Genomic DNA, 23,930 nt, shown 5'->3' with positions numbered 1-23,930 from the left:
CGTTGGACTACCTCCAGCGCAAGCACCCCGACCTGGACATCACCGAGCACGGGCTCACGCTGTGGGACCTGGAGCGGGAGTTCGCGGTCGGCGGCTTCGCCGGCAAGTCCATGATGAAGCTGCGCGACATCCTGGGCGTGCTGCGCGACTCGTACTGCCGCACCACCGGCATCGAGTTCATGCACATCCAGGACCCGAAGCAGCGCAAGTGGATCCAGGACCGTATCGAGCGCGGCGCACACGCCAAGCCGGAGCGCGAGGAGCAGCTGCGGATCCTGCGCAGGCTCAACGCCGCCGAGGCGTTCGAGACCTTCCTGCAGACGAAGTACGTCGGCCAGAAGCGGTTCTCGCTGGAGGGCGGCGAGTCCGTCATCCCGCTGCTCGACGCGGTCATCGACTCCGCCGCCGAGTCGCGGCTCGACGAGGTCGTCATCGGCATGGCCCACCGCGGCCGGCTGAACGTCCTCGCCAACATCGTGGGCAAGTCGTACGCGCAGATCTTCCGGGAGTTCGAGGGCAACCTCGACCCGAAGTCGATGCACGGCTCCGGCGATGTGAAGTACCACCTGGGCGCCGAGGGCACCTTCACCGGTCTGGACGGCGAGCAGATCAAGGTCTCGCTGACCGCCAACCCCTCGCACCTGGAGGCGGTGGACCCGGTCCTGGAGGGCGTCGTCCGCGCCAAGCAGGACATCATCAACAAGGGCGGTACGGACTTCACGGTCCTGCCGCTCGCGCTGCACGGCGACGCGGCCTTCGCGGGCCAGGGTGTGGTCGCCGAGACGCTCAACATGTCGCAGCTGCGCGGCTACCGCACCGGCGGCACGGTCCATATCGTGATCAACAACCAGGTCGGCTTCACCGCCGCGCCCGAGGCGTCGCGGTCCTCGATGTACGCGACCGACGTGGCCCGCATGATCGAGGCGCCGATCATCCATGTGAACGGTGACGACCCGGAGGCCGTGGTCCGCGTCGGACGGCTCGCCTTCGAGTTCCGCCAGACGTTCAACAAGGACGTCGTGATCGACCTCATCTGCTACCGCCGCCGCGGTCACAACGAGGGCGACAACCCGCAGTTCACCAACCCGCAGATGGTCCGTCTGATCGACAAGAAGCGCTCGGTGCGCAAGCTCTACACCGAGTCGCTGATCGGCCGCGGCGACATCACGCTGGAAGAGGCGGAGCAGGCGCTCCAGGACTTCCAGGGCCAGCTGGAGAAGGTCTTCGCGGAGGTCCGCGAGGCCACCTCGCACCGGGCCACGGCCCAGGTCCCGGACGCCCAGGCGGAGTTCCCGGTGGCCGTCACCACCGCGGTCTCCCAGGAGGTCGTCAAGCGGATCGCCGAGTCGCAGGTCAACATCCCCGACACGGTCACCGTCCACCCGCGCCTGATGCCGCAGATGCAGCGCCGGGCCGCCTCGGTGGAGGACGGCACGATCGACTGGGGCATGGGCGAGACCCTCGCCATCGGCTCGCTGCTGATGGAGGGCACGCCGGTCCGGCTCTCCGGGCAGGACACCCGCCGCGGTACGTTCGGCCAGCGCCACGCGGTCCTGGTCGACCAGGGCACGGGCGAGGACTACACCCCGCTCCAGTACCTCACCGACGAGCAGGCCCGCTACAACGTCTACGACTCGCTGCTCAGCGAGTACGCGGCGATGGGCTTCGAGTACGGCTACTCCCTGGCCAGGCCGGACGCGCTGGTCATGTGGGAGGCCCAGTTCGGTGACTTCGTCAATGGCGCGCAGACCGTCGTGGACGAGTTCATCTCGTCGGCCGAGCAGAAGTGGGGCCAGACCTCCGGCGTCACGCTGCTGCTGCCGCACGGCTACGAGGGCCAGGGCCCGGACCACTCGTCCGCCCGCCCGGAGCGCTTCCTCCAGATGTGCGCGCAGAACAACATGACGGTCGCCATGCCGACCCTGCCGTCGAACTACTTCCACCTGCTGCGCTGGCAGGTCCACAACCCGCACCACAAGCCGCTCGTCGTCTTCACCCCGAAGTCGATGCTGCGTCTGAAGGCCGCGGCGTCCAAGGCGGAGGAGTTCACCACCGGCGGCTTCCGCCCGGTGATCGGCGACCCGAGCGTGGACCCGAGCGCCGTGCGCAAGGTCGTCTTCACCGCCGGCAAGGTCTACTACGACCTCGACGCCGAGCGGCAGAAGCGTGGCGTGACGGACACCGCGATCCTGCGTCTGGAGCGCCTGTACCCGCTGCCGGGTGCGGAACTCCAGGCCGAGATCGCCAAGTTCCCGAACGCCGAGAAGTACCTGTGGGCCCAGGAGGAGCCGGCGAACCAGGGTGCCTGGCCGTTCATCGCGCTCAACCTGATCGACCACCTGGACCTGGCGGTCGGCGCGGATGTGCCGCACGGCGAGCGGCTGCGCCGTATCTCGCGTCCGCACTCCTCGTCCCCGGCGGTCGGCTCGGCCAAGCGCCACCAGGCCGAGCAGCAGCAGCTGGTGAACGAGGTCTTCGACGCCTGACGGACCCGCCGTACGTACCGGAGGGCCCGGCCCCGCGATCTCCGCGGGGCCGGGCCCTCCGGCTTTTCCGTACTTCCCGGCTTTCCGTACTTCCCGGCTGTTCCGTACTTCCCGGGTGTCAGACGATCGGCGGTTCGAAGTCCCAGTAGGGACGGTTACGGGACCGGGCCGCGACGGTGTGGACATGCTGCGCGCCCAGGGTCGCCGCCAGATCGTCCAGCGCCTCCCCCTCGGTCTTCTCGGCGCGCTGTCCCTCCCGCAGGGCCCGCAGATCCGCCGCGTGCGCGATCCGGGCCGAGAGCGTCAGCGGATGGGTCCTGCCCAGCGTCTCGGTGGCGCGGGTGACGGTGTCGCCGGTCAGCGCGGCGGCGCCCTCCTGGTCGCCCACCAGATTGCGCAGCGCCGAGGCGTTGATGGCGCATCCCAGGGTCCAGGGATGGTGCTCGCCGACGGCCCGGGTCAGATCGGCGAGGGAGTCCTCGATCAGTGCGTGCGCCTGCTCCCGCTCCCCCACATTGCGCAGGACCAGGGCGTGGTTGGCACGGGCACCGGCGAGGAACGGATGGCCCTCCCCGAGCATCCCCAGATAGCCGTGGACGACCTTGTCACTTATGTCCATGGCCTGGTCGATGTCGCCGTGCTCACGGGCGAAGCAGCTCTGGCCGGCCGCGAACATCATCGTGAGCGGGTCGTGTTCGCCGAGGACCCGCTCGCAGTTCTCCAGGACCTGGGTGAACAGCACGGCGGCCTTGCCGCGTTCGCCCGAGCGGTAGAGGCAGAGCGCGAGATTGTGCTCGGCGCGCAGCGTCTGGGGGTTGTCCGGGCCCAGCACCCTCCGGTGGACACGCACGCTCTGCGCCTGGAGCGATTCGGCCTCGTTGTAGCGGCCGAGCAGGCGCAGATCTGTGGCGTAGTTGATCTCGGAGAAGAGGGTCCAGTTGTGCCGCAGGCGCAGCGTCTGCCGACGGGCCTCCAGCGTCCGCCGGTTGAGTTCCAGCGACTCCTCGTACCGGCCGAGCAGCCGCAGCGAGACGGCCAGGTTGTTCTGGGCGTTGAGGGTACGGGAGTCCTGTTCGCCCAGCAGCTCGCGGTAGCAGGTCAGGATCCAGGAGGAGACCTCAAGGGCCTCCTCGTACCGGCCGAGGCCGCGCAGATCGGCGGCGAGCCCTCCGGAGGCCCGCAGATGCTCCAGGTCCTTCGGGCCGCGCTCGCGGCGCAGATGCTCGACGGCGGCGCGCTCGATGGCTTCGGTGCCCGCGTAGTCGCCCACCGCGCGCATCAGGTTGGCGTAGTGGTAGCTCACATCCCAGATCCTCGGGTGCGTCTCGCCGAGGAGGCGCCGCCAGGCCGTCAGCGCGCGCCGGCCGAGGTTGATGCCCGCCCGGTACTCCCCGGAGAGGTACATGTAGCGCAGGCAGTTGAGGACCAGGCCGTGCATCCCCGGGTCGGTGCTCTTCAGGACGTCGGCCCACTTGAGGTGCGGGGTGATCTCCGCGTACCGGGGCCACAGCCGGGTGTCGGTCGGCCGGCCGGGATCGGCCGCCACCAGCGCCCGGCGCACCACGTCGATGAAGTCCTGGTGGTCCTGCTCGGGCATGTCCTGGTGGACGATCTGGTGGACCATACGGTGCATGTAGAGGGTGTCGCCCGCGACACCGGAGAGACCGGCGTCGTGCACCGAGTCGTGGACCTCGCGCTCGCCGACCCCCGCGGCCCGTACGACGGCGTACTGCCGCAGCTTGTTGATCGCCCGCGCCCACCGCACCGGATCGTCCACCAGTCCGCGCAGCTTCTCCGGGAGCGTGTCCACCGGCAGGTCGCGCACCAGCCGTACGGGGATGGCGCCCGGCGCGAAGAACGTACACAGCCGGAGCAGATCGACCGACTCGGGGACGGTCTCGCGGAGTTGGTTGAGCAGTATCGACCAGCCGGTCTGGAAAGCGAGCGGGAAGTCGGCGGAGATCCGCACGACGTCCTGGTCGATGCCGTCCTCCAGCAACTCGATGTACTGGTCGACCGACATGTTCGAGTCGTTGAGCCAGCCGGCGGTCTGGTCGAGCAGCAGCGGCAGGTCTTCGAGCGCCTCCGCGAGCTGGTCGGCGTCGGCGTGGGTCAGGCGCGGCGCGCGGCGGCGGATGAACGCGACCGACTCGTCGCGGTCGTAGACCGGCACCTCCATCAGGGCGCTGTTGTGCTCGCCCCACTCCGGATTGCGCGCCGTGATCAGCACATGGCCGGGCCCGGTCGGCACCAGGTCCCAGATCTGGTCGGGTTCGTCGGCCCCGTCCAGGACCAGCAGCCAGCGCCGGTACGGATCGCCGCGGCGCAGCGCGTCCCGGGCGGCGCGCAGCCGCTCGCCGTACTCCACACCGGTGGACAGGCCCAGCGCCGGGGCGAGTTCGGCCAGTTTCTGCCGGCAGGTGACCCGTTTGTCGGCGGAAACCCACCACACCACGTCGTACTCGGCGCCGAAGCGGTACACGTACTCGGCGGCCAGCTGGGTCTTGCCCACGCCCGACATGCCGTGCAGCGTCACCACACCGGCACCGCCGCCGGCCTCCTGAAGCGCCTGGTACGCGTTGTTGAGCAGGGTCTCGCGGCCGGTGAAGCGCGTATTGCGGCGGGGGACGCCGCCCCACACATCGGGAGTGTCGGCGGGATAGCGCGGGCCGGAGCGCGCCTCGCCGAGATCGGGCAGTGGGTCGGTGGGCAGTCCCAGGCGCACCAGCACGCGCCGCTCCGCCTCCGACTCACCGACGGTGGTCAGATCGGCGGCGGCGAAGACGGTGGTGGCGCCGGGCAGCGCGGACGTGGTGACCGTGACGGCCGCGAACCGGTCGGGCTGGGCGGCGACCACCTGGCGCAGGGCGCGGTTCCACTCGTCGTGGCTGCGCGGGCCGAGCTGGAAGTACCAGTCGCTGAGGATCACGAGCACGGGTCCGGGCGCCAGCAGCAGATCCTGTAGCGACTCCTCCAGCGATGTCTCCACCGGCGGGTCCCACCGCTGGTAGACGACCGTGAGCCCGCGGCGCTGGAGCCGGTCCCCGATCCAGGCCGCCCAGGCCCGGTTGAAACCGGCGAAACTGATGGTGACAGCCTGCGTCCCGGTTGCTCCAACTGGCTTACGCGCTCCGGGCATTCGACCGTCTCCCTGCTTCGTCATACGCCCTTTTAACATACCCCCGGGCCGACGGAATCCATCCGGGTGCGTGCCGCATTAACTTGCGTTCCTTTGGCGCCAGATCATGCGTGCGGTGCGTACGTACGCCACCGCCCGGGCGAGATGTCCGGGCGGTGGAGGGGTGTCGGCCAGCCGGTGGTACATGGAGATCATCTCGTTGACCAGCACGCGGCCCTCCGGGGTCAGCGCGCCGGAGGCCGCCAGCACCGGCAGGACCGCGCCGACCTGCTCCTGGCAGCGGGCGTGCTCGGCCCAGGCCAGATCGCGGGCGGAGGGGCGGTCCGTGCCGAGCGCGCAGCGCTGCCAGTAGTCGGCGAGCGCGATATGCGAGTAGGCGCCCTGGAGAAGCCCGTCGAAGGGCCTGGCGTCGGGGCGCCAGGGCGCGAAGTGCCGTGGTGTCGTGTCCTCGTGGTGCAGTGGGGTGAGGGCCGCGAGCGCGGCGAGTTTGGTGTGCTGGAGTTCGTGGACGAGGGTCGACGCGAAGTGGGCGGCCGTGGCGGGCCTGCTGCTCAGGATCGCGCCGAACGCCTCGCGCCGGGTCCCGCTGCACTGCGCGGCGCCTTCTCGCGGGGACGGGGAGCCGGTGGTGGAGCCGGGCGGCGGGGAGAGCGGGACCAGACAGCGCAGCAGGGCCACCGTCTCGGCGGTGCGGTGCGCGCCGCCGATCCGGAGCATGGGCGCCACCCCGGCCCACAGCTCCCGCCAGGCCGTGCGTTCGCCCGGGTCGAGGCCGGCGACGGAGGAGAGCCCGAACCGCTGGAGACCGCTGCCCGCGGCGCGGTAAGGATCGAGGTCGTCCAGCGGTACGGGCGCGGTGCCTGGCAGTACGGCGGGGAGGGTGAGCACGGGCAGCCAGCGCGGATCGCCGGAGCGCGCGCCGCCGGAGCCCGTACCGTCCGAGCGCGCGCCGTCCTCGCCGAGCCGTACGGTGACCGCCCCCACGCCTCTCCGACGTAACGTCACCTTGCCGTCCGCCTGGGCGATATCGACCGCCGTGCGCGTCCTCCGGCCGGTGCGGAGCGCGCCCAGTGTGGGCAGGACGAGCAGCCGGTCGGGGGCGGTGAGGCGCGCCTCGAAGGAGAGCCCGGCGCGGATCGCCGCCGCCGCGGCGAGGGCGCTGAAGTGGGCGAGATCGGCGGCGAGTTCGGGGCTCGGCGCGGCGGCGGTGAGGCCACGCAGACAACGCTGCGCCCAGGGGCCCGCCAGCGGATGGAGCAGGACGGAGCGCGCGGCGGCCCGGTCGGCGCGCTCGGCGGCCTCCAGCAGCGCCCAGTCCTGGCGCAGCCGGTCGAGCCGGCCGGGCGGACAGACGGCCGCGGGGGCGGCGGACGCCGCGTCGAGCAGGGCCCGCAGCAGGACGAGCCGGCGCGTGTGCTGGTCGCGCACGAGCAGCCCGAGGGCTTCGGATCCGCCCTCGGTACGGCCGAGTTCACGCAGCAGCGGCTCCGGTACGACGGGGCTCACCCGGGGCCTCCCCGACTCGCCGTCCGGGGTGTCGTCGCTTCGGTGAGCCTGGCCGCCGCATGGCGGATCAGCCGCTGGAGGTCCGCGCAGTAGACGGAGGGGTTGGTGAAGCCGTGTCCCGCGCGGTACCGGTGGGCGTAGTGGCCGCCGCCGCAGACGGTGAGCAGCGGACAGACGCGGCAGCCGGCGGCGAGCGACGCGGCGCCTGACTGGCGGGCGGCGACCGCGGGATGGCGGGTGGCGTCGTCGAGGGTGTGCCGGAAGATGTCGAGTCCGGTGGCTGCGGCCGTGTGGTAGGCGGACTTCAGGGAGTCGACCTGTTCGATGGCGCCGTCCGTCTCGATCACGATGGCGTTGACGGGGTCGAGTCCAAGGGACTCGGTGGCGCCGGGCAGCCCGAGCAGCAGGGCGAGACACTCCTCGAAGAGCCGGATCCTGGTCTCTCTGCGCCCGGCCGACCACCAGCGGTCGAAGACCACGCTGAGCCAGTCGCCGTACGGGGTGGGCCGGTCGGGCCCGCCGGGCCCGCCCGCGTCGCCGGGCCCGCCGGGATCGGCGGCGGGCAGACCGGGCGGCGGGGCGGACCAATTGCCGTGCGGGAGCAGCAGATCGAGGGCGGGCGGGCGCAGTGCCAGCAGCGACGCGTACACCTCGACGGGGTCGGTGCGCGGGTCGACGACCGTGAGGATGCCCGCGTACGCCTCGGGGTGGTGCTCGGCGAGCAGCCGGGCGCCGCGTGAGGCCGCGGGCCAGGAGGGGCGGCCCGCGTGGTCGACGCGCAGGGTGTTGTGGGCGGCCAGACCGCCGTCGAGGCTGATGCCGACGCGTATCCCGTGCCGGGCCAGGGTGGCGATCCGGTCCTCGGTGAGCAGGGTGGCGTTGGTCTGTACGGTGGCGTGGACGGTGCAGCCGCGCGGTACCCGTTCGCGTACGAGTCCGGCGAAGGCGGCCAGCCGGCCGGCGCCCGCGAGCAGCGGCTCACCGCCGTGCAGGACGAGCGAGAGGTCGCGCAGCGCGTGCGTGGCGGCGTGCTCGGCGATACGGGACGCCGTGCGGTCCAGGACGGCGGGTGAGGCGGCGGCGGGCCGCTCGCGCCAGGTGCGGTCGGGGCCCTCGTACAGATAGCAGTAGCGGCAGGCGAGGTTGCAGCGGCCGTGCACCTTGACGATGAACTGCCCGAAGGGGATGGGCGGTTGAGCGGGGACGGGGGCTGGAACGGGGACGGGGGCAGCGGGTACGGGGGCGGCGGCGGACGCCCCCCGGACCACCGGCGCCGCCACGGGCGTCGGCCCGCGCGGCATCGCCTGTCGAGCCATTCCACACCCCCGATGCTGTACGGCGTCCGGGCCGGCCGGGGATCGCCCGGACAGAGCCAAGGACACCGAGCCTGGTTCCCTGGACGACCGGGCGGGCAAACGCGTGGCGCGACAGGTTGTCCTGTTCAAAAGGGGCCCCGGGCCGAAAACACCCGCGGGCCCGCGAAGATCGGCCGGACAGGCCGGCAGACTCCGGCAGCTGTCAGAACGCGTTGTTGAAGCCCCACAGCATCTCGCGGGGCTGTTCGGCCCGGCCGCGCAGGTCCGCCACCACTTCGGCGAGGACCGGGTGGTCGAGGGTGCGCAGCGCCTCCAGGTCCAGCGCCAGCAGATCCGGCAGACCGCCGGGGCCGTCCGGTGTCCCCGCGTCCGTCGTGTGTGCCGTGTCCGTCGTCCGCGTCAAGTCGTCCATCACGCCTCCCCGTTGAACGTGCCCGTGCGTCGTACCGGTCGTATCCCTTCACGTACCCCGTACGCGACCGGTCCTCACCGCTCCAGCTCGGCCAGCCGGTCCGATGTCGCACGCGCCCGGTCGCCGCCGCCGTCCGGCAGCTTGCCCCACTCCGTACGCGCCGCGCGATATGCCTCGCGCGCGGCCCGGGGCCTGTCGGCTTCCTCGTAGGTCATTCCCCGCCAGTGATTGGCCTCGGCGCGCAGGACCACGGCTTCCAGCCGCTGTCGCGGATTGTCCAGCTCCGCCTCCGCCGCCCTGGCCGAGTCCGCCGCGTCCCGGAACGCCTCGGCCGCCTCGTCGAGCCGGGCCGGCCGGTGCAGGATCCGGTGCGCGTCGAAGTGGGAGCGGCCCAGTTCCAGCCAGCAGCGTGCGGCGGTCAGCGGATCGCGGGCCTCCTGGGCCGCGAGCCCGAAGAGATGCTCGGCCTCCCGCAGATCCACCCGGTCGCCGCCCAGCCGATGGCGCAGCATCAGGGCCTTCCCCAGCATCAGCAGCCGGTCGGCCTGCCGGATGCCGGGCACCGTTTCCGTACGGCAGTCGCGCAGGACCCGTACCGCCGCGCCGATGTACCGGCTGCCGTCCGGCAGTTCCGCGCGCCTCAGCAGGGTCCTGCCCCATTCGGCGAGCAGATCCGCGTGGGCCCGGGAGTCACGGGGGACTCCGCGTGAGGCACGGGCGAAGTACTCCGCGGCCTCCTCCAGATCGCCCGGGTCGCCGGAGCGTTCGTACCGGGCGGCCCGTACCCGGCCCGCCCTGGTCCTGAGCGAGGCGAGCAGCCGTTCGTCCCGTACGGTCACCAGCGACTGGTCGACGAGCGTGCCCGCCTCGTCCAGGCCGTCGCCCGACCGCAGCAGCGCGTCCACCAGATCGAGCAGGATCCGGGCCTGCGTGCCGACGGTGTGGCCGCCGGGGGCGAGCGCCCTGCGCAGCGAGCGCGCCGCCTGGCCCGCGTACACCTGGGCCTGTTCGAGGTCGCCGGTCGCGCCGGACAGCCGCAGCAGCGTCCGGCCATGGGCCAGCGGCAGGCCGGGCGGCCGGTTCTCCTGGTCGGGCCAGACGTCGGCGAACGCCTCCAGCATGCCGATCGCGCCCTGGAGCAGCGCGCTGTCGCCGCCCAGTCTCCACTGCGCCTCCAGGGCGCGCACCCGCTCCAGGGTCAGCCGCAGGGCCTCGCCCGGCTCCAGTCCGGGCGCCGCGCAGGCGACGGTGTACTCGCGGTCGGCGCGGCGCAGCAGTTCCAGGGCGCCGCGCCGGTCACCGCGCCTGCGCCGGTCGTCGGCCGCGGCGTGCAACACCTTGGCGAGCACGGCCCGTTCGCGTACCGCCCGGGGGTGCGCGGCGGCCTTCTCGGCGGCGCGCTCGGCCTCGCGCAGCAGTCCGCCGCCGCCCTGGACCTCCCACAGCCGCAGCAGGCAGCGGGCGAACTCCGCCCACAGCTCCGGGTCGGAGCCGGACGCGGGCTCCTCGCGCTCGGTGGCGCCGCGCAGCAGCTGTACGGCGTCGATCAGATACTGCACCATGCTGTCCGACTCGAACTGGCGCAGCAGCCCCCGGGCGCTCTCCACCGCGTCGTTGGTGGGCGGGTCGAGGACCTGGCCGCCGCCGTACGGCGCGAACTGGTCGGGCAGCGGCATGAACCGCTCAAGCACCCGGGCCGCGACCTCGGCGAAGGGATCCGGGGCACGTCGCGCGTCGCCCTCGGGCCCGCCGTTCTCGCCGGCGTCGCCGTTCTCGCCGTCCGGCTCGATCTCCGTCTCGCCCTCGCCGCGGAACGGGCCGTCGTCGAGACCGCGGCGCGGGAGGTACGGGCCCGGCCTGCCGTCGCCCAGCTGCGCCAGGGCCAGGGCCGGGAAGTTGGGACCGCCCCTGCCGAATCTCTGCTCGATGTACTCCGAGCAGTGTTTGAGCACGAGCAGCGCCTCGTCCCGTCCCAGCGGTCCGAGCAGCGCGTCCTGGACGCCGGGCGCGAACTCGTACCACTGCCCGTCGTCCGCGCCGTCGCCCTTGCTGCGCGAGAGCAGCCCGCTGAGCAGCACCTCGGCCAGTTCGGACGGTCCCGAGTCGGGCAGCATCGTGCGCTGCACCAGCTGCATCACCGGCAGATAGAGCGGGGCCGCGGCGAGATAGACGGCCAGTTGCCCGGCGGCCGGCGAGGCGGCCGAGCGGAACCGGCTGACCAGCTGGAGCGAGGACATCCGGTCGCCGCGGCGTGGCGCGGGGGCCGCCGGATGGTCGGCGCGCACCCAGCCGACCGCGCCGGAGATCCGGCCGGCGCCGGTGCCCGACAGCAGCCGTGCCCAGGCGTCGAGCGCGCCCGCGACCGGCGGCAGTACGGGGATCGCGAGGGCTCCCGGCCGCGCGGCGGGCGCCGTGGCGGCGTCGCCGCCGACCTTCAGCACGGCCGCGCCGCCCAGCCCCTCGCCCCGGGACAGCACGCCGTAGGTGACGGGCAGCCGGGTGCGGTTCCACATGCGCTGCGGGAGCGGTTGCAGTACGGCGGTGGGCGCCTGGCGGGCGAGCTGGTGCAGCAGCCGGTGGGCGCGTCCGCTGTGCCAGAGCGGGCCCGCGCAGTCGCTGACGACGACGGTGACGCGGCGTCCGGTCGGGTCGCTCAGCCGGTCGGCGGAGCTGAGCGGCGCGGCGGCCGGATCGGGGCTTCTGCTGACGGCGGGCGCGCCGTCGGGCCCTTGGTGCAGATAGCGCACCTGCACATCACGGAAGGCACCCAACTGCCCGAATATCTGCTGGAGTTCACCGAAGAGGCGTTCCCAGACGCGCATCGACGACGAGGCGTCCATGACGAACTGGAGCAGCGCGTCCCCCCGCGAGACCCCGCGGAATACCGGGATGATCAGCCCGCCGGCCCGGGCGCTGAGTTCCACTGTCGCCACCTCGTCAAGGGTACGGCGCATCGGCGGGGCGGCGGGCCGGTAGCGCTGAAGTGGCCGTAACGCGCGCTGGAGTTCGAGCGGGGCGGGCAGCGCGGGGGCGGCGGGCACCCCGAGGGTGAGCGCGGTGGCGCCGCGCCCGTGCCGCGTGCGCGGTCCGCCGTGGCTCGGTACGGGATAGAGGGAGATCCGGCGGTCGTCCTCCTCGCCGGGATCCGGCCGCGGCTCAGGACCGTCCTCCGGCTCGGTCTCCTGGACGGAGTCGGCGAGGAACGCGGGCGCGACGGCCGGCGCGCGGGTGACGGCCGCCCGTTCGCCGCTGTCCGCCGCCTCCTCGCCGTCCTCGCCCGGTCCCTGGCGTGTCCGGCCGCGTCCGGTCTGTCCGGCCAGCCAGAGGGCGTCGCAGAGCTGTTCGGCGTCGGGGTCGAGACCGGCCTCGCGCAGCCGGGCGACGAGCGCGGTCAGCAGAGCGCCGTCGTACGGCACCCGCCCGCCCGCCGGGCCGTCGTCCGTCGTACGGTCCGCCGCACCGCCCGCCATCAGCGCATCACCTCGGCCGGTCGAGTCGCTGGATGAGCAGGTCGGCGAGGCGGTCGCGACCCGCCGGGGCGGCGGCGTCGGTGAGATAGATGGCGTTCAGCAGCTGGTCGGTGGAGATGAGTTCGCTGCGCGAGCGCTCCAGGAAGTGAATGATCAGATCGTCGCCGGCGCGCGCGGCCTCGTCGCCGAGATGTGCCCGTACGAACGTGGCGAGCCGCTGGTGGTCGGGGCGGCCCAGCTCCAGATGGATACAGCGGCGCATCAGGGGCGCCGGGAAGTCCCGTTCGCCGTTGCTGGTGAGGACGACGAACGGGAAGGCACGGCACTGCACCCGGCCGCCCTTGATCCGCACCTTCTCGCCGTCGTCGGTCAGGACCTCGGCCTCGCCGTCGGGCAGCCGGTCGGCGATCCGCTCCAGCTCCGGAATGCCGAACTCCCCTTCCTCCAGCACATTGAGGAGGTCGTTCGGCAGATCGATGTCGCTCTTGTCCAGCTCGTCGATGAGCAGCACGCGGGGCTGTTCCGAGGGCAGCAGCGCGGTGCCCAGCGGGCCGAGGCGGATATAGCTGCCGATGTCCGCCGACGGGTCGTGGCGGTCCGTACCGCCCGCACCGTTCGTGCCACCCGCACCGTCCGTACCGCCCGCACCGTTCGTGCCGTTCGGTCCCGCGGCGCTGTGCGCGGCCAGCTGTACGTCCTGGAGCCGGGCGATCGCGTCGTAGTGGTACAGCCCGTCCTGGAGGGCGGACCTGCTGACGATGGGCCAGCGCAGCACCCGGCCGAGCCCGAGCTCGTGCGCGACGGAGTGGGCCAGGGTGCTCTTGCCCGCGCCGGGGCTTCCCGTGACCAGCAGCGGGCGCCTCAAGTAGAGGGCCGCGTTGATCATTTCGAGCTCCTCGGCGCCCGGCCGGTGCAGCTCCGCCTCGTGCCGGTAGCCGCCGAGCCGCCGGTCGGCCGAGCCGTCGCCGCCGTCCCTGCCGTCGCCCGTACCGTCCGCGCCGTCCGGGGAGTTGTCGCCGCGGCCCGCGAAGTCCCGCCAGGGAGGCGGCGGAGGCAGTTGCGTGATGCCTCCGTGCGGCTCGCCGGCCCCTCGATAGATGAGCCACTCGCTGGATTCACTCATTGCGTGTTCCTCGTCATCACTCGTCCGCCAGGGGCAGCAACCGCCGAACGTGCCACACGGTAGCGATCCGCCGCCGACCCCGTAAGAGGCCGATGGCCGGGGCGGTTCACGGCGCCTCCAGCAACTGGCCGGATCCGGGCAGCGGGTGGTGCGGATCGTCGTAGAAGAGCGCTACGCCGTCCGACCAGAACATCTCCGTACGGCCCGCGCGCACTCCCCGTCTCAGTTCCTGGATCCTCCACGGCAACTGGTCGGCCGTGCCCGCCTCCGCGACCGTGGCCACCGCGCGCCGGTGGAAGTCCGCGCAGACCGCGTCGGGACGGTCCATCCCGCGCCGCAGCAGGGCGACATGGAAGCCGCCGCGCACCACCCGCGCCAGTCCGGCGGCCGTCTCCCCGTCGGGCCGGTCGCCGTAGCGGCAGAGCACGGGCACCGTCTCGTACGCCAGAGAGCGCAGCTCCTCCTCCGTCGGAACGGGTACCCGCAATCCGTCCTCGCAGTCGACGATCTCGGCCTGCATCGCCGCGCTCCACGTACGGTTCCAGCGCGCCCTGCGCTCCCTGGCCTCGTCCTCCGAGAGCGGTGGCTCCTGGTCCGAACAGCGCACGACCACCGGACGCGTGACCCCGAGCGGCGGCTCGTCGGGCGACAGCTGCCATACGTCCACCTCCAGGCCGAGCAGCGCCTGTACGACGGCGACCTGGAGCATGGCGGGGCTGTCCGGCTCGTCGCAGCGGCGGAACGCCTCGGTCAGCCCGGCGGTGAGGCGCGTGCGCAGGGAGTGGCCGGGGGTGCCCCGGCTGTCCTCGGCGACCGGCACCACCTCGCCGCTGTGCCGGCCGACACCCACCCGCCAGTCGTAGCTGTCCCGCTCCCAGCCGCGCGGCTCCAGCTCCAGCAGGACGAAGGGGCGCTCGCCCTCCCGGGGCCGCTCCCCGTAGGCCGGGGACGCGCGCCGCTGCTCGCGGTCCGTACGGTGGCGTCCGGCCGACCACAGCCGGGTGATCTCGTTGCGGAACTCCCGCGAGAGCTGGCCGTCGGCGAGCACCTTCACCCAGTCCCAGAGCGCCTGCTCGGCCGCCGCGGTGGTGTGCGTGACATAGGGGCGCTCGGCGGAGATGACGCTCATGCAGTACCGCAGGACGAGTTCGAGCGCGGCCTCCCCGCCGCGGGTCTCGTAGAGCGCGCCGAGCCCGTCCCGCCAGCTGCGTGGCGCCGGATAGCGGTCCACGGAGTGCACATTGGGCAGCCGGAAGAGCAGATCGAGCAGGCTGTGGGTGGAGACCGGCGGCGGCAGCTCGGCGAGCCTGCCGAGCAGCGTGACGCGCTGCTGCGGGGTCAGCGCGCGGTCCGCGCCGGTGGCGGCGCCGGTGGCGAGGGAGCTCTGCACATCGGTCCACGTGGGGCCGGTGCCCACCCGGCTGAAGTGCCGGTCGGAGTGGTAGCGGTCATGGGCGTGGAACACCGCCTGGTAGTCGTCGTCCGACTCCGCCCCGGCCATCGCGGCGGGCACCGGCAGCGAACGCAGCCGGTCGATGGCGATGGAGGTCCCGCCCATGGCGCCGAGGAGCTGGGACTTCAGCACCCCGACCACCTCGCCGCGGCGCAGATCGACGGCGGGCCCGCCGGAGATCCCCGGCGGCAGCACATCCCCGCCGAGCCGCAGCTGCTCGTCGGAGTCGGCCCAGCCGCCGACCGTGCCCTGGACGGCGCACTGCCCGCTGAGCCGCTTCAGCCGGCCGCCCACCTCCGTCCAGCCCGAGTAGAGCACCTGCTCGCCGCCGAAGAACTTCGCGGGGCGCTCACTGACGTACACACAGGCGTGGTCGACGGGCCTGCTGAGCCGGACGAGCGCGAGATCGGGAGCCGGCCAGCCCGCGCCGGCACCGCCCGGGGGCGCCTCGGGAAGCGCCGCCACGACGGCCCCCGCGACCGCCGTCTCGCCGCTTCGGGGACCGGTTTCGAAGACCACGGTCACGTCCCGCACCTCCCCCTGCAACGCCACATGCGCACATGTGAGAACCCAGCTCGGGGCGATGAAGAAGCCGCTCCCCAGGAAGCTTCCGCTTGGCCCATCAGGGTCATACCCGCCCTCCGGGCCATGGATGCGCACGGTGGCGGCCATGACGAGGTCGCGGAGGGCGAGTCCGCCGTCGCCGAAGGCCCCGGGCATACCCCGGCCCAGCCCGTCGATCATGCTCCGCTCCCGGCCGGGGGCGTGGGCGCGCCGGGATGCGCCGGTGCGCCGGTGGATGCGCCGGGCGTGCCACCGGCGGGCGGGACGGCGGGCGGCGCGGTGGGCGGCGCGGCCGGTGGCGCGGTTGACGGGACGGCCGGTGGCGCGGTGGGCCGTGGCGGCGGCGCGGTCTGGGGCGGCACCAGCGGCCGCGGCTCGGCGAGATCGGCGGGCGGACCGCCGTCGTTCCAGGTGAGGGTGACTTTGATGCCCCCCTTGGCCTCGCCGTCCGCGAGCAGTCCGACGATCTTGCCGGACTTGGCGGTGAGCTCGATGCCGAACTCGACACTCACCTCGTCGGGACGCACCGCGCGTAGAGGCCCGGCGAGAGACCGCGCGACGCTGGTCACGACGGATTGCAGACTCTCGACCCGTGCCTGTACCTGGTCGGCGAACCCAGTGTCCGCGTACGTCAGGCCCCCCGAGGGCCGGCGCAGTTCCTCGGCCCCCGAGATCCGGGCCCATACGGGCGTGCCGTCCGGCATTTCGATGCGCGTGACATTGGCCTCGTCAACACCCATGACTTCCCCCGTTCCCCCAATTCCCCGCAGATTAACGGCAGTAGAGGGCCGGCGCGAGGGTCATGGGAAAGGACGGCGCCACGCACCCGGTCGGTTCTCGGCGCCGGCGGGGACCTCGCTCCCGCTCCCCCCACCCCTCTCACCAGGCATTAGGCTGATTCCATGTACTTCACCGACCGTGGGATCGAGGAACTGGAGAAACGGCGCGGCGAGGAGGAGGTCACTTTCGAGTGGCTGGCCGAACAGCTGCGTACGTTTGTCGACCTCAATCCCGATTTCGAGGTTCCGGTCGAACGTCTCGCCACGTGGCTGGCGCGGCTGGACGACGAGGACGAGGACGACGAATAGCCCGTACGGCGCCCCTTTACCCGGCCCCCGTACGGCCCCGGTCTCATTCCTGGGCTTCCTGGGCGCGGAACCGGTCGTACGCGAGTCCCAGCACGCCGTGCGTGACGAGCAGCGTTCCCGCGAAGACCCATCCGGCGCTCCGGCGGCGGGCCGCCCAGAGGACCAGCGGTACGCCCGTCGCGAGTTGGGCGGTGGCGAGCAGCCGGGCCTTGGGGCCACGGAGCCAGGGGCCCAGCGGCCCGTCCTCCACCACATCGAGCTCGGCCCGCACGGAGTCGCGCCAGCCCGCCCATTCAAGCTGCTCGGCGCCCGGCTGGATCCGCGCGACCTCGCGCAGCCGGTCCGCCGGTTCGCCCGGGGTGAGACCGGCCGGAAGCATGAGGCCGGTACGGGTGAGGAACGCGGCCAGCGCCCGGAGTCTGGTTCTGGAGTCGGCCTCCGGGTCCTGGTGGGTAAGCGGCTCCAGCGCCTGGAGATCCAGTACGGGATCGAGGCCGAGGCGGGCCGCGAACGTACGCATCGCCTCGTCCTCCCCGCCGGGCGTGCCGTCCGCGAGCCAGACATAGCCGACGGTGCGCCGGAAGCCGGCCGCGAGGGTGTAGCCAGCCCGGCCCGCGTCCCACCACAGGGCGAGAACCGGCCAGTTGGAGCCGACGGCGAGCGCGGTGGCCCAGCTCACGACCACCCGGTCGACCGGGTGGTCGCCGTGCAGCCAGGGCTTGCCCTCGGGAACCAGCACGGTCCAGCCCGCACCGGCCGGGGCGAGCAGCAGCCGTTCGCGGAGCAGATGGGCGGCGGGCCGTACCACCGCCGGCTCGGCCCGGCAGAGCAGCAGAGCCCCCACGGAAGTCGCGTTCATAGCCTTACGCTAGGGCACTTTGCCCGGATATGGGCGCTGTGACCGTCGGGCACCCGGCGGGTTCGGCCACCCGGCCTTGACTTCCGATAACCGCGATATATCGTGCCAATCAAGAGACGCGATATGTTGCGTTACGCCGGGCCTCAGGAGGTCAGCACCATGGCAGAGTCGACGTGGGAAGTCGCCGAGCCGAGAAAGCTCACCTTCGACGACCCGGTGACCTCGCTCAGCGTGCGCGTGGTCAACGGGACCGTGAACGTCGTCGGCACGGACGAGGCCGTACTGAACGGACAGGGCGGCGCCCATCTGGAGATCTCGCGCATCGAGGGTCCCCCGCTGATCGTGACCAGAAGCGGTTCCACACTCACGGTCGCCTACGAGGACCTGCCCTGGAAGGACTTCCTCAAGTGGCTGGACCGCAAGGGCAGGCACCGCAGCGCGGTCGTCTCCGTCGCGGTCCCCGCCGGGACGGAGGTCGAGGTCGGGGTGGTCGGCGCGGGAGCCGTGATCTCGGGGGTACGGGGGCGTACGGACGTCCGGGGCGTCACCGGCGACACCACGCTCGTGGGGCTGTCCGGCGAGGTACGCGCCGACACGGTCTCCGGCAGCGTGGAGGCCCAGGCGGTCACCGGCGGCCTCCGCTTCCACTCCGTCTCGGGCGATCTGACGGTCGTCGAGGGCACGGGATCGTCCGTACGGGCCGACTCGGTCAGCGGCGACATGGTCGTGGACCTCGACCCGGCGGGCGCGCCCACCGACATCAAGCTGACCACGGTCTCGGGCGAGATCGCGATCCGGCTGCCGCACCCCGCGGACGCGCGGGTCGAGGTGAACACGGCGAGCGGCGCCGTCTCCAACGCGTTCGACGATCTGCGGGTCAGCGGTCAGTGGGGCGCGCACAAGATCACCGGCACGCTGGGGGCGGGCACCGGCACGCTCAAGGCGACCACGGTGTCCGGCTCGGTGGCGCTGTTGCGAAGGCCGCCGGCGGAGGACGCCCCGTACGACTCGCCCGCCCCCGCCCCGGCCGGCACGGCGCCGGCCGACACGAAGGAGTTCTGACCATGCCTCCGGTCTTCGCCCACGGCCGCCTCCGCCTCTATCTGCTCAAGCTCCTCGACGAGGCGCCGCGGCACGGCTACGAGGTGATCCGCCTCCTGGAGGAACGCTTCCAGGGCCTGTACGCGCCGTCCGCCGGCACGGTCTACCCGCGGCTGGCCAAGCTGGAGGCCGAGGGCCTTGTCACGCACGCCACCGAGGGCGGTCGCAAGGTCTACTCGATCACCGACGCGGGCCGCGCCGAACTGGCAGGCCGAGGCGGCGAGCTGGCCGATCTGGAACTGGAGATCCGCGAGTCCGTGGCCGAGCTGGCCGCGGAGATACGTGACGACGTACGGGGCGCGGCGGGCCGGCTGCGCAGCGAGATGCGCGCGGCGGCCTCCGAGACCCGCAAGGGCGGCACGCGGACGGACTGGGAGTCGGCCTTCGGGGACAACGACTCCTGGCGTGCGGCCAAGGAAGAGCTCAAGCGCGCCAAGCAGGAGTGGAAGGAGCAGGCCCGCCGGGCGAAGGACGAGTCCCGCCGGGCCCGCGAGGACGCGCAGCAGACCCGCGAGACGGTGCAGCGCATCGCGAAGCAGGTCCAGGACCAGGTGCAGGACCACTTCGTACGGGGCGACTGGCCGAGCGGCCTGCGCGAAGGCATGTCGGAGCTGGCCGACCAGCTGAGCGGCCTGGCCGGTACGGCATGGTCCACCCGCAAACCGCCGCCCGCCCCGGCCCCCGCCCCGGCCCCGCAGGCGGAGCCCGATCCGGGCTGGGCGGAGGACACCCCGCGGACGGGCGACCCGGCACGCGACCTGGACCGGCTGCTGGACCGCTTCCGCGACGACATCCGCGACGCGGCGCGGGACAACGGGGTGACGGAAGCACAACTGACCGAGGCGCGAAGTCACTTGGCGGCGGCGGCGACGCGTATCGCCGAGGTGTTGCGCACGCGCAACGGGTGACGGGGGGGCCGGGGGGGCCGGGGGGTGCGTTTCAGCGGGGGCCGGTGGTTGTGTGCGGGTTGTCGCGTCGCCGGGGGCGGTCGTCTTTGGCTGGGGCCGGTTTCCGGGTGCGGGTTGTCGCCGGGGTGCGCTCCGGGGTGCGCGCCCCGGACCGCGTGATTTACGTCGCGACTCCGGCCACAGTCAGGAAACGGGCGGCCGCGCGCCACAAATCACGCCCTACGTCCCGGACACGACCCCTGCGCGCCCCCTTCACCGCCCGCCACCGACCGGCCCGGGCTTCAGCTCGCCTGCGACAGGCCGCCAAACATCGCGCGTTCCACCGTCGCGTACGTCGCCCCGTGGTCCGCCAGGACCTCCGCCACCAGCCCCGGCCGGGCCGTCAGCGCGAGCAGGAGGTGTTCGTCGCCGATGTGCCGGTCGCCGCGGCCGAGCGCGATCCGCAGCGACTTCTCCAGCGTGGCCTTCGCCGCCGGGGTGAATCCCCGGTGCCCCGACCACCATCGCTTCGGCCTCTCGCCGACCCGCATCGCGCCTTCCCCGTGGGCTTCCTCGACCTTCGAGACGATCTCCCCCACATCGATGCCGATCCCGGCCAGCGCGTCCGCGTCCGCCTTCGTCAGGCCGCCCCGCCCGCGCGCCTCCTCGAACGCGCCCTCCAGGGACTCCCGCCGGTCGGTGATGCCGAGCGCGGTCAGCGCGAAGGACGCGCGGGTGCCCCGCTGGTCGAGGAGCGCCAGCAGAAGGTGCTCGTCGGTGACCGTGTCCGCGCCCTTGCGCTCGGAGTGTCCGACGGCCCCGGTGACCACACCGCGGGCGCCCTTGGTGAACCGTTCGAACATCACTGCCTCCCGTGCTTCTTGTGCGCGGCCTGCCGGCTGACGCCCAGCTCGTCCGCGATCTCCTGCCACGACCAGCCCTGATCGCGGGCGCCGCGCACCTGTACGGCTTCGAGCTGCTCCAGCAGCCGCCGCAGCGCGGCGACCGCCCTCAGCCCGACCCGGGGGTCGCGGTCACCCGCCCGTTCGGCGAGATCCGTTGCTTCGGTCATGGTGTCAACGTACGTTGACATGGAGGCGTTGTCAACACACGTTGACAACTCAGGGGGTCAGTACGACCTTGCCGAACAGATCGCCCGCCGCCATCCGCTCGAAGCCCTCCCGCGCCCGCTCCAGCGGCAGCACCTCGTCGATCACCGGCCGTACGCCCTTCACCGCGCAGAAGGCGAGCAGATCCTCCAGTTCGTCCCTGGACCCCATCGTCGAGCCGACGACCCTCAGCTCCAGAAAGAAGATCCGGGTCAGCTCGGCGTGCGCCGGGCGGTCACCGCTCGTCGCGCCCGAGATCACCAGCGTGCCGCCGCGCCGGAGGCACTTGATGGAGTGCGACCAGGTCGCGGCGCCCACCGTCTCGATGACGGCGTCCACCCGGTGCGGCAGCCGCGCGCCCGGCTCGTACGCCTCCTGCGCGCCCAGTTCGACCGCGCGCGCCCGCTTGGCCTCGTCGCGGCTGGTCGCGTACACCCGTAGCCCCGCGGCGCTGCCGAGCACGATGGCCGCCGTGGCGACCCCGCCGCCCGCGCCCTGGACGAGGACCGAGTCCCCGGGCCGTACCCCGGCGTTGGTGAACAGCATGCGGTACGCGGTCAGCCAGGCGGTCGGCAGACAGGCGGCCTGCTCGAAGGTGAGCTCCGGCGGCTTGGGCAGTACGTTCCCGACGGGCACGGTGACCTGTTCGGCGAACGTGCCCTGGTAGTGCTCGGTGAGGATCGACCGGGGCTCGGCGCCGTGATCGCCCCCGCCGATCACCGAATGCACGACGACCTCGTTGCCGTCCGGGTCCAGGCCGGCGGCGTCGCAGCCGAGGATCATCGGCAGCTTGCCCTCGGGCAGGCCGACCCCGCGCAGCGACCACAGATCGTGGTGGTTGAGCGAGGCGGCCTTCACCCTGACGGTGGTCCAGCCGGGGCGCACCTCGGGCGCCGGGCGGTCGCCCAGCTCAAGGCCGTTGAGGGGGTGGTCGCGGTCAATACGGGCTGCGTAGGCGGCGAACATGACCTTGACGATAGAGCGGACGCGGGACGCGGAGGAACCGTACGCGCGTGTGACACGCGTCCCGCGCCCCGGATCAGTCCCTGCGGTACTGCGCGGGCGAGTTCCTGGTCGCCGGGTCCTCGTACGCGCCCGCCGTCCCCCGGTCCACATGGAACGTCGTCAGCGTGGACACGGGCGAGACCGGATCCCGGCGGTCCTCGATCACCCGCATATGGGTGGTGAAGCGCTCCGGTGTCACCTCGTACACGTCGTAGCCGTAACGGTTCCCCTCGAAGTACTGGAGGTGCGGGTTGGCCCGGCCCATGAGCGGGCCGTTGGTCGCGTTCCACCCCGGGTCGTACGCGCTGGAGGTCACCGAGTGCGCCGTGAACTCCGTACCGATGACGGGCGATTCCGTGTTGTCGTAGTCCGGCCTGATGTCGTCGACGAACGCCGAGTGCCAGTCACCCGTGAGGACGACAAGGTCCTCAAGGCCGCTCGTACGGACATGTTCGAGCACTTCCTTGCGCTCGGCGAGGAAGCCGTCCCACTGATCGGTGAACATGTACGAACCGCCGGGCCTGCCGCGCAGCTGACTGAGCATGATCGAGTTGGCCCAGATGTGCCACGAGTCGGGGGCGCTGTCGACCGTCCGCTTGAGCCATGCCTTCTGGTCGGCACCGAGGATCGTGCCGTCCGGGAGGTTCTGCGCGGAGCGGTACTGCCGCAGATCCAGTACGGCCAGCTCCAGCAGATCGCCCCAGCGGCGTACCCGGTGGATGTCCGGGTCGGGCAGGGCGGAGTCACCGGCGTCGCGGTGCGGCAGATGCTCGTACCACGCCTGGTAGGCGGCGGCCCGGCGCTGGAGGAACGGCGCCCCGCCGCCCGTACCGCTGTAGTCGTTGGCGACCTCGTGGTCGTCCCAGGTCAGGAACCAGGGGTGGGCGGCGTGCGCCTCGCGCAGCGAGGGATCGCCCTTGTAGAGCGCGTGACGCTTGCGGTAGTCGGCGAGGGTGTAGATCATCGGGCCGTTGTTGTCGCGGACGACATCGCCGCCCTCGGGCCCGTACTCGTAGATGTAGTCGCCGAGATGGATGACGAAGTCCAGCCGCTCGCGGGCGATCCCGCGCAGCGCCGCGTAGTAACCCTGCGGGTAGTTCTGGCAGTTGGCCGTGGCGAACCGGACGCTCCCCACGCGTCCCGAGGGCGCGGTCCTGGTCCTGCCGAGCCTGCTCGTACGGCCCAGCGCGGTGAACGCGTACCAGTACTCGCGGCCCGGACGCAGGCCGTGGACCGGGACGTGCACGCTGTGCCCGAGCGTCGCGGACGCGGGGGCCGTGCCCCGGGCGACGACCCGGCGCAGCGCCCGGTCCTCGGCCACGACCCAGCGCACCTCGACGACCTCCGGCAGCGGCTGTTCACCGGGCTCGGCGAACGGCTCCGGCGCGAGGCGGGTCCACAGCACGACACTCGTGGGCTGCGGATCGCCCGAGCCGACGCCGAGCGTGAACGGCGCGGCGTCGTACGTCGAGCCGAGCGCCTCGGCGGCCTCCCGGGCCTGCGCGGGCGAGAGCCCGGCGCTGAGCGGCCAGACCACATTGAGCGCTCCGGCGGCTCCGGCCGCCTTGAGCAGATCGCGTCGGTTCAGCTTCATGCCCGTCCCCCCGAGGCCGTCAGAGTCAGCGATATCGCGTCGGCGTAACCGTCGTTGGAGACCCCGGAGCCGGCCCGGGTGAACACGAGCAGCACCCGCGCGGACCGTGCGCCGGGCGGCACGGCGGCGTCTGCGGTCCGCTCGACCAGCGCGGTACGGCCGCCGCGTTCGGCCGCCGTGACCGGGCCGAGCACGGACAGGGCGACGGGTGTGCCCCTGCCGTCGCGGAACTCGACCGACAGCCTGGCGCCGTCCTCCTGCGTGGCGTACCCGCCGAGCCACCCGGACACGGCGTACCGCACACGCCCGGCGTCCACGGCGGCGCGACCGACCCGCCCGGCGGCGGGCAGCGTGACGTCCTGGACGAGCTCGGTGCGCGGGCTGTTCCCACCGGAGAAGAACCGGCTGCCACGGTGGGCGGGGGCGGGGCCCGGGTCGGCGGGGGTGGGATAGCCGTTCCCGACGTCATACCCGATGAGCGCGGGCGCGCCTTCCCGTACGACCCATCCCTGAACGGCGGACACGGGCTCCGCACTCCCTCCGGGCCCACGCTCGGCGTCACCATTGACGAGCAGGTTCACAAGCGCCTCCTGTGTCGGTAGCTGACACAGGGCATCACACCAGGCGGGCGTGAACCGGGGGCGGCGGGGCGCCGTCCGGCGGGGGTGCGCCTGCCGGCGGGGGTGCGCCGTCCGGCGGGGGTGCGGGTTGCGGGTTGCGGGTTGCGGGTTGCGGGTTGCGGTCGCGTCGTCGTCGGCCGGGTGCCGGGGCCTCCGGAGGTGCGTGTCCGGACTGCTTTCCTCACCGCGCTTCGCGCG

18 protein-coding genes are annotated in these 23,930 nt (G+C 72.7%); 4 read left to right on the top strand and 14 right to left on the bottom strand.

Annotation, left to right across the window (positions count from 1 at the left end):
- Window positions 1–2,486: multifunctional oxoglutarate decarboxylase/oxoglutarate dehydrogenase thiamine pyrophosphate-binding subunit/dihydrolipoyllysine-residue succinyltransferase subunit (locus ACFRMN_RS37790; protein WP_383028864.1), on the top strand; the 2,486-nt coding region annotated here is incomplete at its 5' end.
- A gap of 118 nt (window positions 2,487–2,604) precedes the next feature.
- Here the strand turns inward: ACFRMN_RS37790 and fxsT are convergent.
- From fxsT to ACFRMN_RS37750, 8 genes are all read right to left on the bottom strand, one after another.
- Window positions 2,605–5,625, bottom strand: a complete 3,021-nt coding sequence (gene fxsT / locus ACFRMN_RS37785) for an FxSxx-COOH system tetratricopeptide repeat protein (RefSeq protein WP_383028861.1) — start codon at window positions 5,623–5,625, stop codon at window positions 2,605–2,607.
- Window positions 5,626–5,703: 78 nt separating this feature from the next.
- The gene (locus ACFRMN_RS37780) at window positions 5,704–7,131 is read right to left on the bottom strand and encodes an aKG-HExxH-type peptide beta-hydroxylase (RefSeq protein ID WP_383028859.1); all 1,428 of its coding nucleotides are present in this window, start codon (window positions 7,129–7,131) and stop codon (window positions 5,704–5,706) included.
- The gene (locus tag ACFRMN_RS37775; protein WP_383028856.1) at window positions 7,128–8,447 is read right to left on the bottom strand and encodes an FxsB family cyclophane-forming radical SAM/SPASM peptide maturase; all 1,320 of its coding nucleotides are present in this window, start codon (window positions 8,445–8,447) and stop codon (window positions 7,128–7,130) included. The genes ACFRMN_RS37780 and ACFRMN_RS37775 overlap by 4 nt, the downstream gene beginning before the upstream one ends.
- 202 nt (window positions 8,448–8,649) lie before the next feature.
- Window positions 8,650–8,859 (bottom strand): FxSxx-COOH cyclophane-containing RiPP peptide, encoded by a 210-nt coding sequence (fxsA, locus tag ACFRMN_RS37770; RefSeq protein ID WP_383028854.1) that lies wholly within the window; start codon window positions 8,857–8,859, stop codon window positions 8,650–8,652.
- A gap of 74 nt (window positions 8,860–8,933) precedes the next feature.
- Window positions 8,934–12,329, bottom strand: a complete 3,396-nt coding sequence (locus tag ACFRMN_RS37765) for an SAV_2336 N-terminal domain-related protein (RefSeq protein ID WP_383028851.1) — start codon at window positions 12,327–12,329, stop codon at window positions 8,934–8,936.
- Window positions 12,330–12,336: 7 nt separating this feature from the next.
- On the bottom strand, window positions 12,337–13,452 hold the full coding sequence (locus tag ACFRMN_RS37760; RefSeq protein ID WP_383028848.1) for an AAA family ATPase: 1,116 nt from the start codon (window positions 13,450–13,452) through the stop codon (window positions 12,337–12,339).
- A gap of 106 nt (window positions 13,453–13,558) precedes the next feature.
- Window positions 13,559–15,649 carry a trypsin-like peptidase domain-containing protein gene (locus ACFRMN_RS37755; RefSeq protein ID WP_383028846.1) on the bottom strand — a complete coding sequence of 697 codons (2,091 nt, stop codon included), beginning with the start codon at window positions 15,647–15,649 and terminating at the stop codon, window positions 13,559–13,561.
- Complete coding sequence (locus ACFRMN_RS37750) at window positions 15,646–16,209, bottom strand: CU044_2847 family protein (protein WP_383028843.1); 564 nt, start codon at window positions 16,207–16,209, stop codon at window positions 15,646–15,648. Before ACFRMN_RS37750 ends, ACFRMN_RS37755 begins: the two co-directional genes overlap by 4 nt.
- Before the next feature lie 162 nt (window positions 16,210–16,371).
- Here ACFRMN_RS37750 and ACFRMN_RS37745 point away from each other — a divergent pair, with 162 nt between their 5' ends.
- Window positions 16,372–16,557: a DUF6104 family protein gene (locus ACFRMN_RS37745; protein ID WP_007266501.1), complete on the top strand. Its 186-nt coding sequence runs from the start codon at window positions 16,372–16,374 to the stop codon at window positions 16,555–16,557.
- A gap of 43 nt (window positions 16,558–16,600) precedes the next feature.
- On the opposite strand, the gene ACFRMN_RS37740 is transcribed toward ACFRMN_RS37745, so the two are convergent.
- Window positions 16,601–17,416, bottom strand: a complete 816-nt coding sequence (locus ACFRMN_RS37740; protein WP_383028840.1) for a hypothetical protein — start codon at window positions 17,414–17,416, stop codon at window positions 16,601–16,603.
- A gap of 159 nt (window positions 17,417–17,575) precedes the next feature.
- Here ACFRMN_RS37740 and ACFRMN_RS37735 point away from each other — a divergent pair, with 159 nt between their 5' ends.
- Both ACFRMN_RS37735 and ACFRMN_RS37730 read left to right on the top strand, forming a co-directional pair.
- Entirely contained in the window at window positions 17,576–18,478 is a 903-nt protein-coding gene (locus ACFRMN_RS37735) for a DUF4097 domain-containing protein (protein ID WP_383028837.1), read from the top strand.
- A 2-nt stretch (window positions 18,479–18,480) separates the two neighbouring features.
- On the top strand, window positions 18,481–19,425 hold the full coding sequence (locus ACFRMN_RS37730) for a helix-turn-helix transcriptional regulator (protein WP_383028834.1): 945 nt from the start codon (window positions 18,481–18,483) through the stop codon (window positions 19,423–19,425).
- Between the two features lie 281 nt (window positions 19,426–19,706).
- Here ACFRMN_RS37730 and ACFRMN_RS37725 read toward each other — a convergent pair whose 3' ends face one another.
- The 5 genes from ACFRMN_RS37725 to ACFRMN_RS37705 all read right to left on the bottom strand — a co-directional run bounded on the left by ACFRMN_RS37725 (window position 19,707) and on the right by ACFRMN_RS37705 (window position 23,693).
- Window positions 19,707–20,267 (bottom strand): Clp protease N-terminal domain-containing protein, encoded by a 561-nt coding sequence (locus tag ACFRMN_RS37725; RefSeq protein WP_383028832.1) that lies wholly within the window; start codon window positions 20,265–20,267, stop codon window positions 19,707–19,709.
- On the bottom strand, window positions 20,267–20,476 hold the full coding sequence (locus tag ACFRMN_RS37720) for a helix-turn-helix domain-containing protein (protein WP_329063560.1): 210 nt from the start codon (window positions 20,474–20,476) through the stop codon (window positions 20,267–20,269). Before ACFRMN_RS37720 ends, ACFRMN_RS37725 begins: the two co-directional genes overlap by 1 nt.
- Window positions 20,477–20,525: 49 nt before the next feature.
- The gene (locus ACFRMN_RS37715) at window positions 20,526–21,479 is read right to left on the bottom strand and encodes a zinc-binding dehydrogenase (RefSeq protein WP_383028829.1); all 954 of its coding nucleotides are present in this window, start codon (window positions 21,477–21,479) and stop codon (window positions 20,526–20,528) included.
- 73 nt (window positions 21,480–21,552) lie between these two features.
- Window positions 21,553–23,112, bottom strand: a complete 1,560-nt coding sequence (locus ACFRMN_RS37710) for an alkaline phosphatase D family protein (RefSeq protein WP_383028826.1) — start codon at window positions 23,110–23,112, stop codon at window positions 21,553–21,555.
- The gene (locus ACFRMN_RS37705; protein ID WP_383028823.1) at window positions 23,109–23,693 is read right to left on the bottom strand and encodes a phosphoesterase; all 585 of its coding nucleotides are present in this window, start codon (window positions 23,691–23,693) and stop codon (window positions 23,109–23,111) included. The genes ACFRMN_RS37710 and ACFRMN_RS37705 overlap by 4 nt, the downstream gene beginning before the upstream one ends.
- Window positions 23,694–23,930: the final 237 nt, after the last annotated feature.

The organism is Streptomyces sp. NPDC056835 (assembly GCF_042789485.1).
GTDB lineage: Bacteria > Actinomycetota > Actinomycetes > Streptomycetales > Streptomycetaceae > Streptomyces.
The sequence above is the reverse complement of the archived record's forward strand: the minus strand, read 5'-3'. Positions and strand labels throughout refer to the sequence as shown.

Excerpts from the sequence above, each read along its gene's own strand:
- fxsT (WP_383028861.1), bottom strand. The coding sequence starts at position 5,625 with ATGCCCGGAGCGCGTAAGCCAGTTGGAGCAACCGGGACGCAGGCTGTC.
- ACFRMN_RS37775 (WP_383028856.1), bottom strand. The coding sequence starts at position 8,447 with ATGGCTCGACAGGCGATGCCGCGCGGGCCGACGCCCGTGGCGGCGCCG.
- fxsA (WP_383028854.1), bottom strand. The coding sequence starts at position 8,859 with ATGGACGACTTGACGCGGACGACGGACACGGCACACACGACGGACGCG.
- ACFRMN_RS37765 (WP_383028851.1), bottom strand. The coding sequence starts at position 12,329 with ATGGCGGGCGGTGCGGCGGACCGTACGACGGACGACGGCCCGGCGGGC.
- ACFRMN_RS37760 (WP_383028848.1), bottom strand. The coding sequence starts at position 13,452 with ATGAGTGAATCCAGCGAGTGGCTCATCTATCGAGGGGCCGGCGAGCCG.
- ACFRMN_RS37755 (WP_383028846.1), bottom strand. The coding sequence starts at position 15,649 with ATGATCGACGGGCTGGGCCGGGGTATGCCCGGGGCCTTCGGCGACGGC.
- ACFRMN_RS37750 (WP_383028843.1), bottom strand. The coding sequence starts at position 16,209 with ATGGGTGTTGACGAGGCCAATGTCACGCGCATCGAAATGCCGGACGGC.
- ACFRMN_RS37745 (WP_007266501.1), top strand. The coding sequence starts at position 16,372 with ATGTACTTCACCGACCGTGGGATCGAGGAACTGGAGAAACGGCGCGGC.
- ACFRMN_RS37740 (WP_383028840.1), bottom strand. The coding sequence starts at position 17,416 with ATGAACGCGACTTCCGTGGGGGCTCTGCTGCTCTGCCGGGCCGAGCCG.
- ACFRMN_RS37735 (WP_383028837.1), top strand. The coding sequence starts at position 17,576 with ATGGCAGAGTCGACGTGGGAAGTCGCCGAGCCGAGAAAGCTCACCTTC.
- ACFRMN_RS37730 (WP_383028834.1), top strand. The coding sequence starts at position 18,481 with ATGCCTCCGGTCTTCGCCCACGGCCGCCTCCGCCTCTATCTGCTCAAG.
- ACFRMN_RS37725 (WP_383028832.1), bottom strand. The coding sequence starts at position 20,267 with ATGTTCGAACGGTTCACCAAGGGCGCCCGCGGTGTGGTCACCGGGGCC.
- ACFRMN_RS37720 (WP_329063560.1), bottom strand. The coding sequence starts at position 20,476 with ATGACCGAAGCAACGGATCTCGCCGAACGGGCGGGTGACCGCGACCCC.
- ACFRMN_RS37715 (WP_383028829.1), bottom strand. The coding sequence starts at position 21,479 with ATGTTCGCCGCCTACGCAGCCCGTATTGACCGCGACCACCCCCTCAAC.
- ACFRMN_RS37710 (WP_383028826.1), bottom strand. The coding sequence starts at position 23,112 with ATGAAGCTGAACCGACGCGATCTGCTCAAGGCGGCCGGAGCCGCCGGA.